Source organism: Vulcanibacillus modesticaldus, from assembly GCF_001730235.1.
Classification (GTDB): domain Bacteria; phylum Bacillota; class Bacilli; order Tepidibacillales; family Tepidibacillaceae; genus Vulcanibacillus; species Vulcanibacillus modesticaldus.
Genome location: NZ_MIJF01000020.1, coordinates 1 through 15,407 on the forward strand (window position 1 = coordinate 1; position 15,407 = coordinate 15,407).

13 protein-coding genes are annotated in these 15,407 nt (G+C 34.9%); all 13 read left to right on the top strand.

From position 1 onward, the window contains the following. A partial coding sequence (locus BHF71_RS12280) for a transposase (protein ID WP_084024117.1) occupies window positions 1-230 on the top strand: 230 nt, incomplete at its 5' end. Between the two features lie 146 nt (window positions 231-376). Further along, entirely contained in the window at window positions 377-2,275 is a 1,899-nt protein-coding gene (locus BHF71_RS05045) for a stage V sporulation protein D (protein WP_069656609.1), read from the top strand. Between the two features lie 127 nt (window positions 2,276-2,402). After that, complete coding sequence (locus tag BHF71_RS05050; RefSeq protein ID WP_069656581.1) at window positions 2,403-3,890, top strand: UDP-N-acetylmuramoyl-L-alanyl-D-glutamate--2,6-diaminopimelate ligase; 1,488 nt, start codon at window positions 2,403-2,405, stop codon at window positions 3,888-3,890. Then, window positions 3,887-5,257, top strand: coding sequence for a UDP-N-acetylmuramoyl-tripeptide--D-alanyl-D-alanine ligase (locus tag BHF71_RS05055; RefSeq protein ID WP_069656582.1), 1,371 nt, complete (start codon window positions 3,887-3,889; stop codon window positions 5,255-5,257). The genes BHF71_RS05050 and BHF71_RS05055 overlap by 4 nt, the downstream gene beginning before the upstream one ends. Window positions 5,258-5,317: 60 nt before the next feature. After that, window positions 5,318-6,280, top strand: a complete 963-nt coding sequence (mraY, locus tag BHF71_RS05060; protein ID WP_069656583.1) for a phospho-N-acetylmuramoyl-pentapeptide-transferase — start codon at window positions 5,318-5,320, stop codon at window positions 6,278-6,280. Beyond that, window positions 6,280-7,662, top strand: a complete 1,383-nt coding sequence (gene murD, locus BHF71_RS05065) for a UDP-N-acetylmuramoyl-L-alanine--D-glutamate ligase (protein ID WP_069656584.1) — start codon at window positions 6,280-6,282, stop codon at window positions 7,660-7,662. The genes mraY and murD overlap by 1 nt, the downstream gene beginning before the upstream one ends. Window positions 7,663-7,737: 75 nt before the next feature. Further along, on the top strand, window positions 7,738-8,835 hold the full coding sequence (gene spoVE, locus BHF71_RS05070) for a stage V sporulation protein E (RefSeq protein WP_069656585.1): 1,098 nt from the start codon (window positions 7,738-7,740) through the stop codon (window positions 8,833-8,835). A 15-nt stretch (window positions 8,836-8,850) separates the two neighbouring features. Continuing rightward, on the top strand, window positions 8,851-9,951 hold the full coding sequence (murG, locus tag BHF71_RS05075; protein ID WP_069656586.1) for an undecaprenyldiphospho-muramoylpentapeptide beta-N-acetylglucosaminyltransferase: 1,101 nt from the start codon (window positions 8,851-8,853) through the stop codon (window positions 9,949-9,951). A 15-nt stretch (window positions 9,952-9,966) separates the two neighbouring features. Next, the gene (gene murB / locus BHF71_RS05080; RefSeq protein ID WP_069656587.1) at window positions 9,967-10,872 is read left to right on the top strand and encodes a UDP-N-acetylmuramate dehydrogenase; all 906 of its coding nucleotides are present in this window, start codon (window positions 9,967-9,969) and stop codon (window positions 10,870-10,872) included. Between the two features lie 22 nt (window positions 10,873-10,894). Then, window positions 10,895-11,653 carry a cell division protein FtsQ/DivIB gene (locus BHF71_RS05085; protein ID WP_069656588.1) on the top strand — a complete coding sequence of 253 codons (759 nt, stop codon included), beginning with the start codon at window positions 10,895-10,897 and terminating at the stop codon, window positions 11,651-11,653. Between the two features lie 237 nt (window positions 11,654-11,890). Further along, window positions 11,891-13,123 (top strand): cell division protein FtsA, encoded by a 1,233-nt coding sequence (ftsA, locus tag BHF71_RS05090; RefSeq protein WP_069656589.1) that lies wholly within the window; start codon window positions 11,891-11,893, stop codon window positions 13,121-13,123. A 42-nt stretch (window positions 13,124-13,165) separates the two neighbouring features. Then, window positions 13,166-14,260 carry a cell division protein FtsZ gene (ftsZ, locus tag BHF71_RS05095; protein WP_069656590.1) on the top strand — a complete coding sequence of 365 codons (1,095 nt, stop codon included), beginning with the start codon at window positions 13,166-13,168 and terminating at the stop codon, window positions 14,258-14,260. A gap of 224 nt (window positions 14,261-14,484) precedes the next feature. Next, the gene (gene spoIIGA / locus BHF71_RS05100) at window positions 14,485-15,396 is read left to right on the top strand and encodes a sigma-E processing peptidase SpoIIGA (RefSeq protein WP_069656591.1); all 912 of its coding nucleotides are present in this window, start codon (window positions 14,485-14,487) and stop codon (window positions 15,394-15,396) included. Window positions 15,397-15,407 lie beyond the last annotated feature (11 nt).

Below are 15,407 nucleotides of genomic sequence, written 5' to 3' on the forward strand. Positions count from 1 at the left end.
TAGAAAGAGTATTTGCAGATATGAAAGAGAAACATGGTTTGCGTTGGACTACGTTAAGAGGTTTGAAAAAAGTCTCGATGCAGGCGATGTTAGTTTTTGCTGCCATGAATTTGAAAAAGCTAGCGAATTGGACGTGGAAGAGACGTCCGAATCGCTCTCAATTTTTTATTTCATCCAAGATTTTAAGCATTTTTGACAAAAATAACTTCATACTAGGTAATTTAGCATGAGGTTAGTCTTCAGTCTGAAGTCACAAGAGTGACTTTTTTTTGTAGTTGCCCCTCAAAGCTCGTTCTATCGTTTAATCAAATTGAATAATCTGATATAGAGAGTTAAATTCAGAGGGGGATGCAAAGTGCGGCTTGTTTCTCAAGTAATGGTCAGACGGAGAATATTGACGTCATTATTTGTTGGAATTTTAATATTTACTTCACTGATTGCAAGACTTGGATACATTCAATTGATAAAAGGGAACTGGCTAGCACTTAAAGCTGAAGATTTACTGAATAGGGAGATTCCAGTTGAGGCAAGAAGGGGAAAAATTTTAGATCGGAATGGTCAAGTATTGGCAATGAATATTAGTTCTCCAACAGTTATAGCTATTCCGGTACAAATAAAAGATCCTAGTATGACTGCAAAGGAATTGGCCAATATCCTTAATCAAAGTGAGCAGAAAATATATAAATTGATAACAAAAAAGGTATTGATGGTAAAAATCGCAAGAAAAATATCAGAGGAAAAAGCGAATCAAATTCAAGCACTTAGATTACCAGGTATTGCAATCACTGAGGAGAGTAAAAGATATTACCCAGAGAAGGATCTTGCTTCCCATGTCTTAGGGTTTGTTGGAATTGATAATCAAGGTTTAGCAGGCGTTGAGGTGGTTTATGAAAAATTGTTGAAAGGAAGGAATGGTTCTATAACCTTTTTTGCTGATGCTAGTGGTAGAAAAATGCCTAATCAAGAAGAAACTTATAAGCCACCAAAGGATGGATATACCCTAGTATTAACCTTAGATAAACAGATTCAGTCTTTTCTTGAAAGAGAATTAGATCAAGCGATGCTCAAATACGATGCAGAAAATGCTCTAGCAATCGCTATGGATCCTAAGACGGGCGAAATTCTTGGCATGGCAAGTAGACCGAATTATGATCCTGAACATTTTGCTGATTATCCAAGTGAAGTATATAATAGGAATTTGCCTATCTGGATGGCCTACGAACCGGGATCTACTTTTAAAATAATTACCCTGGCAGCCGCATTAGATGAAGACGTGATTAGCTTAAGTGACAATTTTTACGATCCGGGATATATTGAAGTGGCGGGTCAAAAAATAAAGTGTTGGAAGAGAGAAGGGCATGGTTCTGAAAGTTTTTTAGAGGTTGTTGAGAACTCTTGTAACCCCGGATTTGTGGTTATGGGACAGAAATTAGGTAAGGAAAAATTGTTTCAATATATAAAAGCATTTGGTTTTGGTGAAAAAACGGGAATAGATTTAAGAGGTGAACAAAAAGGAATTTTGTTCGATCTAGATAATGTAGGTCCCGTAGAACTAGCCACAACTTCCTTTGGTCAAGGAGTTTCAGTGACACCTATTCAACAAGTTGTTGCAGTGTCTGCGGCTATTAATGGAGGAATATTATATACCCCCCATATTCTTAAAGAGGTTCGTGACCCTGTTACTAATGAAGTATTAACCGTTATAAAACCAGAGGCGAAACGGCGGGTTATTTCCCAAGAAACATCTAGGGAAGTTAGGTTGGCCCTTGAAAGTGTAGTTGCTAAAGGAACAGGTAGAAATGCTTTTATAGATGGTTATCGAGTGGCAGGAAAAACCGGAACAGCTCAAAAAATCGGCCCTACTGGAGGATATTTAAAGAATAATTACATTGTTTCATTCATTGGATTAGCACCTGCAGATGACCCACAAATTGTTGTTTATGTTGCTGTCGATAACCCCAAGGGCATTCAATTTGGTGGAGTAGTGGCTGCTCCAATCGTAAAAAATATCTTAGAAAGTACTTTGCAATATTTAGAAGTAGCTCCAAGGAAAGAGCAGATAACAAAAGAATATCGATATGGTTTAGATATACCATATGTTGAAGTTCCAAATTTAATTGGTTATTCTAAACAGCAACTAAGACAAAATTTATATATTAATTTTAACCTAGAAATTGATGGAGATGGTGATATCGTAGTCCAACAAATACCAAAACCTGGAACAAGAGTAGAAAAAGGTTCAACAATTCGTTTGTATTTTGGTGACAAAGAGTGAAAAGGAGATTAAAATAGATATTATAATTGCCAGGAAAATATTTTTGTATACCTGGCTTTTCTTGTGATAATTGACTTTTTTATCGGATTTTTGTCTATAATGAGAGTATGATAGGGGAGGAGTATAGATGAATTTATTACAATTAGTGGAACCTTTAATAACCGCAAAAGTTATTGGAGATATAGACATTGAAATAGATGGAATAAAGGTAGATTCAAGGCAAGTAGAAAAGGGAGATCTATTTTTATGCCTATCAGGTTTTCAAGTAGACGGACACGATTATGCAAAACAGGCAGTAGAAAATGGAGCAGTTGCCATAGTTTGTGAGAAGGAACTACCTATAGAAATTCCCCAGATCATCGTTAAAGATTCTCGATTTGCAATGGCACTAATAGCAGATATTTATTATGATCATCCATCACATAGATTAAAAGTAATCGGTGTAACTGGGACAAATGGAAAGACAACTACAACACATTTAATAGAAAAAATACTTGACGATCATGGTCATTTAGCTGGTTTAATTGGAACTATCAAAATGAAAATTGGCAATGAAGTTTTTGATGTAAAAAATACAACACCTGATGCCCTTGAATTGCAAAAAAGCTTTGCAAAAATGCTAGATGTTGGCTCTGATTATGCAATCATGGAAGTATCTTCCCATGCACTAGATATTGGAAGGGTAAGAGGAGTTCAATACCATATTGCAGTATTTACTAATTTGACTCAAGATCATTTGGATTTCCATGAAACTATGGAAAAATATCGCGAAGCTAAAGGTTTACTTTTTTCACAAATGGGTAATACATACGACTCAAATGTTAAAAAGAACAAATACGCTGTATTAAATGCCGATGATCGAGCAAGTGAGTATTACAAGAGAATTACCGCTGCGCAAGTGATTACTTATGGGATAGATAAAGAAGCAGACGTAAGGGCTACTAAGATAGTTATTTCTTCTCATGGAACCAGTTTTATCTTAGAAAGTTTTAGAGGGACAATTGAGATTAATCTGAAGATGATCGGTAAGTTTAGCGTATATAATGCATTAGCAGCAACAGCCGTCGCATTAATTGAAGGGATTTCACTTGAAAAAATAAAGAGAAGTTTAGAAGCGATACCGGGTGTTGATGGGCGTTTTGAGTCAGTGAATCTCGGCCAAGATTTTACGGTCCTAGTAGACTATGCCCATACACCAGATAGTTTGGAAAATGTATTAAAAACAATTAAGGAATTTGTTAAAGGAAAAATATATTGTGTTTTTGGGGCTGGAGGAGATCGTGATCGAACTAAAAGGCCTTTGATGGGTGAAATAGCAATGAAATATAGTGATTTTGCTGTTGTTACCTCTGATAATCCAAGGACAGAGGACCCACAAAAAATTATTAATGATATTCTAGTGGGGATTGAGAGAGTCTCCAAAGAAAACTCAAAATATATTGCTATATTAGATAGAAAGCAGGCAATAGAGTATGCAATTAATAATGCACAGGCTAATGACGTAGTATTAATAGCTGGAAAGGGCCACGAAACATATCAAATTTTAAAAGATGAAGTAATTCATTTTGATGATAGGGAAGTTGCAAAAGAGGCGATAAGGGGTAGGATTTCATGAAATTAGAACTTAAAGAAATTATTCAAGCTGTTAAAGGAAGATTAGATTCAAATACCGATAATATTTTAGTTAGTGGTATAAGCACTGATTCCAGAGATATTAATAAAGGAGATTTATTTATCCCCTTAGTTGGAGAACGATTTGATGGACATTCATACATCAAACAAGCTGAAGAAAATGGTGCAATTGCAGCCATGTGGCAAGAGTCCAGACCTATCCCAGACACAAATATACCTTTAATATTAGTCTCTGATACTCTAAAAGCTTTACAACATTTGGCTAGAGCATATCGAGAGAGGATTAACCCGATAGTTGTTGGAGTGACTGGAAGCAATGGGAAGACAACTACTAAAGATTTAATAGCTTCAATCCTAGCATTGAAGTATAGAGTTCATAAGACCAAAGGAAATCTAAATAATCATATCGGTGTACCACTAACCATTCTTTCAATGCCAGAGGATGCCGAAGTTGCTGTAATCGAGATGGGAATGAGTGCTCCTGGTGAAATTGAAGTTTTATCACTAATAGCTAAACCAGATATAGTGGTTATCACAAATATTGGTGAATCTCACATAGAGTTTTTGAAAACCAGAGAAAATATCGCAAAAGCGAAATTAGAAATTCTCAAAGGTCTTCAGCCAAAGGGATTGGCTATTTTGCCTGGTGATGAGTCATTAATTAGAGCAGCAATAACTGATTTTGATGAGTCTATTCAGGTTATTTGGGTAGGAAAAGAAGCGGTTAATAATAGCTATCCAATTGAAATTAGAATGGATGATACTGAGCAAGTTAACTTCGTTGATAATGAGCAAACTAGGTATTCATTACCTTTATTAGGGGTTCATAATGTCATTAATGCATTAATGGCAATTCAGATTGGTAAGAAGTTAAATGTTCCGATAAGTGATATCAAAAAAGGTTTGGCTAACCTTCAATTAACAGGAATGCGACTCGAAAAACTTCGAGGAAGGAATGGTAGTTTAATACTAAATGATACATATAATGCTAGTCCTACTTCGATGAAAGCTAGCTTACGATTATTAGCCTCACTTAAACAGTACAGTAAAAAAATAGCTGTGTTAGGGGACATGCTCGAACTGGGAAATCATGCTCATGAATATCATCTAGAGGTTGGAGAATTTTGTGCCGACTTGGGAATCGATAAGTTAATAGTCACTGGATCTCTTGGGGAATTGATTGCAAAAGGGGCAATTGCAGGTGGTTTAAATAAGAATGATGTTTACTACATAAAAGATTTAAATCAAATTCCTGAGATTGTTCTTCAATTCTCAAATCCGCAGACTGCAATCTTAGTTAAGGGTTCGAGAGGAGTTAGACTAGAAAAAGTTGTGGATCGACTTGTTTAACGAATTTAATTCTACTTTAAATAAATTTACTTTTTAGGAAGAAAAGGGGATATATCTACGATGGAAATAAGAATTATTATTTTTACTATAATTGCGGCATTATTAATATCTACTTTACTTGGTCCTTTGTTTATTCCAATTCTTAGAAAACTTAAATTTGGACAATCGATTAGGGAAGAAGGACCTAAGTTGCATCAAAAAAAAGCTGGAACACCAACTATGGGTGGAATCATAATATACTTTGCATTAATATTAACAGTTATAAAATTTTCACCCCTAACCCCTAATTTGTATTTATTACTACTTGTTACATTGGGATTTGGTTTTTTGGGTTTTCTTGATGATTTTATCAAGATTGTGAAGAAGCGTAATTTAGGTTTGACAGCAAAACAAAAATTATTTGGACAATTATTTATTTCTTCGATGTTATATTATTTTTTATCCCAAAATGGTCATGATACGGTTGTTTATATCCCAGGGCAATCTTGGGGAATTGATTTGGGATGGCTTTATTTTCCTTTTATCTTATTATTAACAATAGGTACGACCAATGCAGTAAATTTAACTGATGGTTTAGACGGGCTATTAGCAGGAAGTAGTGCTATATCCTTTGGGGCTTTTTCAATCATTGCTTTAAAGACAACTCAATATGAAGTTGCCATTTTTGGTGCTGCCATGGTAGGGGTTGTTTTAGGTTTTTTAGTTTTCAATGCTCATCCAGCAAAGGTGTTTATGGGGGATACTGGTTCTTTAGGTATTGGAGGAGCATTAGCTACGATGGCTATTTTAACCAAAACCGAATTGTTGTTGATCATCATTGGAGGAGTTTATGTTATTGAGACTTTATCTGTAATTATTCAAGTAATATCTTTTCAAACACGTGGTAAACGGGTTTTCAGGATGAGTCCGATTCATCACCATTTTGAGCTTTCGGGTTGGTCAGAATGGAAAGTAGTAACCTTCTTTTGGATTATCGGATTTATTTTTGCTGGAATTGGAATCTATCTCGAGGTGTTAAATTAATGGAAGTGAATTCAGTAGAAAATTATGAAGAGAAAAGGATCATTGTTCTGGGTTTAGCGAAAAGCGGAACAACTATCGCTAAGATTTTGCATCGATTTGGGGCTGATGTTACTGTTAATGATGCTAAACCTGAGGATAAGTGTCCAGAAAAAAAAGAACTAGAAAAATTGGGAATCAAAGTAATTTGTGGTAGACATCCAGAGGATTTAATAGATGAGAATGTTGATTTAGTCGTTAAAAATCCGGGTATTCCTTATTCAAATATTCTAATAGAGAAAGCGGTGCGATTAAATATTCCCGTAATTACGGAAGTGGAGATAGCATCAAAAATTTCTAAAGCACCTATTATAGGTATCACCGGCTCTAACGGAAAAACTACTACTACTACTCTAATAGGTGAAATTATTAAAAAAGCAGGATTAGCTCCTATTGTTGCTGGTAATATCGGGACTGTCCTGAGTGAAGAAGCTTTGTTAGCAAAGGAAGAACAGGTATTAGTTGCAGAATTAAGCTCTTTTCAATTGAAAGGGACTATCAATTTTAGACCACATATTGCTGTATTACTCAATATTTACCCTGCTCATCTTGATTACCATCAGAGTATTGAGGATTATATAGATTCCAAGTCAAAGCTATTTTGTAATCAAAATGCAGAAGATTATGCGGTACTGAATGCAGAGTGTGAAACTTGCATTAACTTGAAATCAAAAATAAAGAGTCAAATATATCTTTTTTCTACTAAGAGCAAGGTTGAAAAAGGTGCTTATATTGAGGGTGGCAAAATATTTTGGGTTGATGGGACGAAGCAGGTTGAAATATTAAGCCTTTCGGAAATATTTTTAAAGGGTGCCCACTTAGAGAATGTCCTTGCTGCCATTGTAGCTACTAGGCTATACGGGGTAGATTTTGAGGCTATACGTTATGTATTACGCAACTTTAAAGGTGTTGAACATCGTTTAGAGTATGTTTTGACTACAAATAACAATATCATTTTTTATAATGATTCTAAGGCAACCAATCCACAGGCTACCATTACTGCTTTGTCAGCCTTTGAGCAATCGGTTATCCTTATAGCCGGGGGGTTAGATCGGGGAATTAGTTTTGAAGAGTTGATAGAACCATTTAAAAAAGGCGTAAAATTTTTAATTACTTTCGGGCAAACAGCCGAAAAATTAAAAGAAATTGGTAGAATTGCAGGGATAGATCAATGTTTTGTCGTCGATAATGTTAATGAAGCTGTAAAATCAGCTTATTCTTTAGCAAATAATGGAGATATCGTTTTGCTTTCTCCTGCGTGCGCCAGTTGGGATATGTTCACCTCCTTTGAGGAACGAGGAAGAATGTTTAAGGAGGCTGTACATAAATATAAGAATGGGGGCTAGTTATTTATTTCAGTAAAAAAGCATGTTAAATTAACTGATTAGCTCTCAAATTAGGTGCAAAGAGGTGTTCTATCGATGGTACAACACAGATCTAACCCTGATTGGATAGTTATTATAGCTACTCTATTTCTCTTAGGAATAGGAGTAGTTATGGTGTATAGTGCTAGTGCGGTATGGGCATATCGTGAGTTTGGTGACTGGTATTTTTATGCAAAGCGACAATTCCTATTTGCGGTATTGGGAATTATTTCAATGTATCTTATGATGAATATAGACTACTGGGTTTGGAAAAAGTGGGCTAAAATTGGTCTGTTAACATTTTTCTTTTTGCTGGTTATTGTTTTAATTCCTGGTATTGGTGTTACTCGGGGAGGAGCAACAAGTTGGCTAGGTGTTGGTTCGTTTGGTATTCAACCTTCTGAATTTATGAAATTGGGAATGATTATTTACTTAGCAAAAATGTTTTCAGAGCGTCAGAAACAGATGGGTTCCTTTACCAAGGGACTTTTACCCCCACTAGCCATCCTGGGACTTGCATTTGGTCTGATCATGATGCAACCCGATTTAGGAACGGGAGCGGTATTGGTAGGTACTGTTATTTTGATGATCTATACTGCAGGCGCTAGGATTAAACATCTAGTTAGTTTAATGCTAGTTGGAGTTATCGGGTTTATAGGTTTAGTGCTAGCAGCACCTTATAGGATCAAGAGGATAATCGCTTTTTTAGATCCATGGCAAGACCCGTTAGGTGCTGGATACCAATTAATCCAATCCCTCTATGCTATTGGTCCCGGCGGGTTAATGGGACTTGGTCTTGGAATGAGTCGTCAAAAGCACCTCTATGTTCCTGAACCACATACAGACTTTATCTTTTCCATCTTAGCTGAGGAGTTAGGTTTTATTGGTGGTACAACAGTATTACTATTATTCTTGATTTTACTCTGGAGAGGTTTTAGAATAGCTATTACTGCACCAGATTTATTTGGTAGTTTTCTTGCCGTAGGGATCATCGGAATGATTGCTATTCAAGTTATAATAAATATTGGGGTTGTTACTGGATTGTTTCCCGTTACAGGAATTACTTTGCCGCTATTAAGTTCAGGAGGGTCATCTTTAACCCTTACTTTAACATCAATAGGTATTTTATTAAATATTTCACGCTATTCGCGTTAATATGGGGATGATATTATGAGAATAATCGTAACAGGTGGAGGAACAGGGGGACATATTTATCCAGCATTGGCGATGGTAAATGAAATTAAAAAGCATCATCCAAATGCTGAAGTGTTGTATATCGGTTCTGAAAGAGGATTAGAAAAAGACATCGTAAAAAGGGCTGATATCCCATTTGTAACAATAGAAATTTCAGGTTTTAAAAGAAAACTCTCTTTGGAAAATTTGAAAACGATCGTTAAATTTTTAAAGAGTGTAGGTAAATCAAAGCAATATATTAAAGAGTTTCAACCAGATGTGGTAATTGGTACAGGGGGATTTGTATGTGGACCAGTTCTTTATGCTGCAAGTAAATTAAAGATTCCAACAGTTGTCCATGAGCAAAATGTGATACCGGGTCTTACAAATAAGTTTTTATCTAATTATGTCGATTTAATTGCTATCAGTTTTGAAGGATCGAAGGAATATTTTAAAAAAGCGAAAAGGGTTGTATTAACAGGTAACCCTCGTGCTACTGAAGTTGTTCGAGCTGATAAAACAAATGGTTATAAAGTATTAAATATTACTTCAGATAAAAAGGTTATCCTAATTTTTGGGGGAAGCAGGGGAGCTAAAGCAATTAATCAGGCATTTTTGGAGATGCTTCCAAAACTTAATCAATATCAAAATTTTCATTTTGTATTCGTAACTGGTAACGTACATTATGATTTAATACAAAAAGAGATTCAAAAATATGATTCAAAACTTTTGAAAAATATCTTTGTTACTCCTTACCTTTATAATATGCCAGAAATATTAGCAATAACTGACTTGAATATTAGTCGTGCTGGAGCTTCAACTCTTGCAGAGGTTACTGCTCTAGGAGTTCCTTCTATCTTAATCCCATCTCCTTATGTCACAAATAATCATCAAGAAAAAAACGCAAAGTGGCTTGAGGAGCAGGGTGCTGCTAAAATGATTAAAGAGCAAGAGTTGTCTGGTGATAAACTGCTAGATACTATCGTTGAGGTGATGAAGAATCATCAGAGTTATTCTCAGGCAGCGCAAAATATTGGCAAGCCTGAAGCAGCAACTAAATTATTAAAAGAAATGGAGACTTTAATCAAGAAAAAATAAATTGGAGGAATATTTTTGAGTGAATGGATTCAACAATTAAAAGAAAGTTCTGTTGGGGAAATTCTGGAGAATGAACCATTATCTAAACATACAACATGGAAAATCGGTGGCCCAGCAGATGTATTTATTGAAACAAAAGGTAAGGAAGAATTGGTTAAAACAATTAATATTCTCAACGATAATCAAGTTTCTTGGCAGGTACTTGGTCGAGGATCCAATGTCCTTGTTTCAGATAAAGGGTTTCAAGGAGCAATAATTTCTTTGAATAAAAATTTTCAAGAAATCAACTTTGATGGATCTGTTGTTCAGACTGAAGCTGGTGCTTCCTTAATCCGATTAGCAAATCTAGCAGCTAAAAATGGGCTGACAGGTTTAGAATTTGCTGGTGGAATACCAGGAACAATTGGTGGCGCGATTTATATGAATGCTGGTGCCCATGGATCTGACATTTCTCAAATTTTAGAATCTGCAGAAGTTTTATTAGATAATGGTGGGATTGTAACTTGGAGAAACACTGATTTTGAATTTGAATATCGTACTTCTATATTACAACGAAAAAAAGCTATTCTACTTACGGCAGTATTTAGCTTAATGCAAGGTGATCGGAAGATAATTGCAGAAGATATGGCGCGATTTAAAGATAGAAGAAGGAGAACGCAACCATTCAATTATCCTTGTACTGGTAGTGTATTTAAGAACCCACCTAATGACTATGCTGGTAGGTTGATTGAACAATTGGGACTTAAGGGATTTCAAATTGGTGGTGCCCAAGTTTCAACTATTCACGCCAATTTCATAGTTAATACTGGCAACGCTACTGCTAAAGATGTTTTATCATTAATCGATTATATTAAAGATAAAGTGTATCAAGAATTTCAAGTGGTATTAGAATCTGAAGTAGAGCTTATTGGAGAGAAATGATCAGTAAAAAGGAATGAGACCAATGTATTCTGAACAATCATTTCCAATTTATCAGAAGAGAAGAGTAAAGCGTAAAAGAAATAAAAGGTTGGTAGGATTAATTATCTTGTTTTTTTTGTTCATAGCTATTATTATTTATTTAAAATCTCCTATTAGTAGAATTGCAGAAATTGAAATTTCAGGCATAGATCTGCTATCAGAAAATGATATTTATAAAACAGCTGATTTACGTATTGGTATGTATTATTTACCAATAAGGACCAATTCTATTAAAAGAAAACTGTTAGAATTAGAAGAAGTTAAAGAAGTAAACGTTACAAAACAATTTCCTAGTAAGTTGGTTATACAAGTGATAGAAGAACAACCTATTGCTTATCTATTAAATGAAGATGGGGTTTGGTTACCAATACTTGAAAATGGTTATATTTTCAATGGAAATAGTGAAAAAAACTTTTTAGATCGCCCCTTGGTAACTAAATGGGATGATGTAAATAAAATTCCTAAGTTAGTCGAGGAATTGGGAAAAATTAAGCCTTCAATTCTAGTAGAAATATCTGAGATTTGGCAAAGTAGAGATCTTAATGCTACCTTTGATTCATCTAGGCTGATTATTTTTACGAGGGAAGGATATCGGGTTCACGTGTTGTTAGAGGAACTAGGTGATAAAATGAATCTTTATCCTGCCATAATAAATAATCTGAAAACAAAAACGACTAAATTAGGCGATATCTATCTTTTAGAATCGATGAGATTTGAAGAATTTGATGATGATAATAATTGACAATTTTGGTCAGTAAAAATATATAATTAGGCATTAAGTCTTATCAGTAGGAATTTATAATCAAAATTATTAATTTTATTTAAAATAAGCGAAAAAAAAAAAGGGTAAATATAATATTTGTTGAATTATTTACAGTAGGTTTTTTTTATTACAGATTTTGTATTCATTTGGCTTGGCACAAGCTGAGTTTATTATTATAGTTTATATAGGTCAAGTTTTTAGAGGGGGTGCCAAGGGTTGAACAGCAATGACGTAATCGTCGGTTTAGACATCGGTACGTCCAAGGTTCGAGTAATCATTGGAGAAATAAGTAATGGATCATTGAATATCATCGGTGTTGGTTCATCTGATTCAGAAGGAATAAAAAAAGGAGCAATTGTTGATATTGAACAAACCGTTCAATCTATTCGTAATGCAATAGATCATGCTGAAAGAATGGTTGGAATTACAATTGATGAGGTTTATGTTGGAATTTCAGGTAATCATATAGATTTACAATCAAGTCATGGAGTGGTTGCCGTTTCCAGTGAAGATAAAGAAATAAGTGATGCCGATATAGATCGAGTTATACAAGCTTCGAAGGTGATCGCTTTACCTCCCGACAGAGAAATTATCGATGTAGTTCCAAAAGAGTTTATTGTAGATGGATTGGCTGGTATTAAGGTTCCAAAGGGAATGATTGGAGTTAGGCTTGAGGTTTCCTCGACGATTATTACTGGTTCGAAAACGATAATACATAATTTGATACGTACAATTGAGAAATCTGACCTGAGGATCGCGGGATTTATTCTAATGCCTTTAGCTGCTAGTCAAATTGCTCTATCCAAAGATGAAATGAATCTTGGAGTTGTATTGGTTGATATTGGAGAAGGTGCAACAACTATCTCTGTTTTTGAGCACGGTGGATTGGTAAAAACAACAGTTATACCAATTGGTGGTGAATATATAACTAACGACATTTCTATTGGTTTAAGAACACAGATGGATATAGCAGAACAGGTTAAACTAAAATATGGCATAGCTAACTTCAATGAAGCAAATGAAGATATAAAATTTAAAGTACCGAGAATAGGAAGTAATGTTGATAAGGAATATACTCAAATAGATTTAGCACATATCGTTGAGCCAAGAGTTAGAGAGATATTTCAAATCATTCGCGAGGAAGTCTATAAATTAGGTTTTACAAAAGAGATTCCAGGGGGATACGTACTAACCGGTGGGGTAGTCTCTATGAAAGGAATGTTGTCCGTTGCACAAGAGGAATTACTTCCAGCAGCTCGGATAGCAATACCCGATTATATCGGAGTTAGAGACCCATCCTTCATCAATGGAGTTGGGATAGTAGAGTATGCTTCAAATATTTTCTTTAAACCGAATAATTTACAAAAAAGAGCATTATCATCCAATTCCAAGTCAAGAAATAGTAGTCCTTTTGAACGGGTTAAAAATTGGTTTAGCGAATTTATTTAAAACTCAACATGTAAGCTTTAGATTTAAGTGAGGGGGATATTAATGTTAGAATTTGATCTCGAAATGGAGCAAGTGGCACAGATAAAAGTAATTGGTGTCGGTGGCGGAGGAAGTAATGCGGTTAATCGAATGATTGAAGAAGGAGTTCAAGGAGTTGAATTTATCGCAGTTAATACAGATGCTCAAGCCCTTCACCGTTCTTTAGCAGAAACTAAAGCTCAAATAGGAGAAAAATTGACAAGGGGATTAGGAGCGGGAGCTAATCCTGATATTGGGAAAAAAGCTGCTGAAGAAAGTAGAGAAGACTTAGTGAATTATATCAAAGGTGCTGACATGGTTTTTGTTACTGCTGGTATGGGAGGAGGTACCGGTACGGGTGCTGCTCCAGTAATAGCAGAAATCGCCAAGGAATTAGGAGCATTGACAGTTGGTGTTGTAACTCGTCCATTCACATTTGAAGGGCGAAAAAGAGCTAAACAGGCAGAGCAAGGTATTGCTGCATTAAAAGAAAAGGTTGATACCTTGATCGTAATTCCTAATGACCGCCTTTTAGAAATTGTTGATAAGAATACTCCGATGTTAGAAGCTTTTAAACAAGCTGATAACGTACTTCGTCAAGGGGTACAAGGTATTTCCGATTTAATTGCAGTTCCTGGATTGATAAATCTGGATTTTGCAGATGTTAAGACGATAATGACTGAGAAAGGTTCGGCACTTATGGGTATAGGTGTTGCAACCGGAGAAAATAGAGCTGCTGAAGCTGCTAAAAAGGCGATTTTCAGTCCGCTTTTAGAGACTTCAATTAATGGTGCCAAAGGGGTCTTAATGAATATTACAGGTGGTGCTAACTTGAGTCTTTATGAAGTGCATGAAGCGGCTGACATTGTTGCATCTGCGTCTGATCCCGAGGTTAATATGATTTTTGGTGCAGTAATTGACGAAAGTTTAAAGGATGAAATCATCGTTACTGTAATTGCAACTGGGTTTGATAATGAGGCAAAGCCTAGTGAGACAAAACCTGAGGAAAAGGTTGAATCAGCCAATAAATTAAACATTAAACCTTTTAATTCTACAAATCATGATAATTTAGATATACCTACCTTTTTAAGGAATAAAAATAGAACAAATCTTGATTAAACAAAGCTTTACTAGCCCTGATTTTTCAGGGCTTATTTTTTTAGGAAATTTCTTTCCTAAAAGCCGCACTTGTATAAAATAAGATATTTAGCCTAAGGAGTGTTAACTTTTTTGTTCTTTCGACAAAAAAATTTTGGGCTTGTCGTCAAGTTTAGACAGACTTTGAATATAAATATATTATATACTGTTATCACTTCTTTCAATAAGAATTGGAGAGAGTGACGATGGTATTTTATTTGGACCTTATTCTACTTTTAAATTTGGTTATAGATTATTTTATTTTATTAGCCACGAGTAAGTTTCTTCATCTGTCATATAAAAAATGGCGATTGGCACTAGCTTCTTTGCTAGGGGCCCTTTATACCCTTGTCTTCTTTTTTCCAAATCTAACATTTTTCCACTTGTTCACAACAAAGATTATCTTGTCAATTTTTATGGTATTAATGTCATTTGGTTTTTCGGATCTTTTTCAATTTATTCAAACAATCATCACTTTTTATTTTGTTTCATTTGTTACTGGAGGCGGTGTATTTGCACTTCAATATCTTTTTAACATTAAACACGATGTAATAAATGGGATTTATGTAAGTAGATCTTCAAGTCCTTTGATGGTTTTAGTATTGATTTTACTTGCTTTTTTTGGTATTTGGATCTTTTCAAATAGAACTTATCAAACTATTTGGAGGAAAACAGAGGTAATACATAAAATTCTCGATGTTGAAGTATTTATTAATGAATTTAGCTACAAGTGTAAGGGATTAATCGACACTGGGAACAGGTTATATGATCCGATTACAAGGAAGCCAGTTATGATTTTAGAAGCAACCGACGTCTCATTTATCCCATCGGTCTTTAGAAATATTTATCGCAATGGTCAATTTCAAATAGAATTATTTAATCAGATAGCTGATCAGATTGATCCTACTTGGTTATCACGAATTAGTTTAGTTCCTTTTAGAAGCGTAACTAGAGAAATGCAGTTTATTTTAACAATTCGTCCAGATAAGGTGGTGATAACAAGCGATTCAAATAAACAATTGATAACTACTAAGGTACTTGTAGGGCTAGACTACAACCAGCTATCAAATGATAAGGTTTTTCAAGCAATTATTCATCCTGATTTATTGGTGGGATAAATCATTCTTAA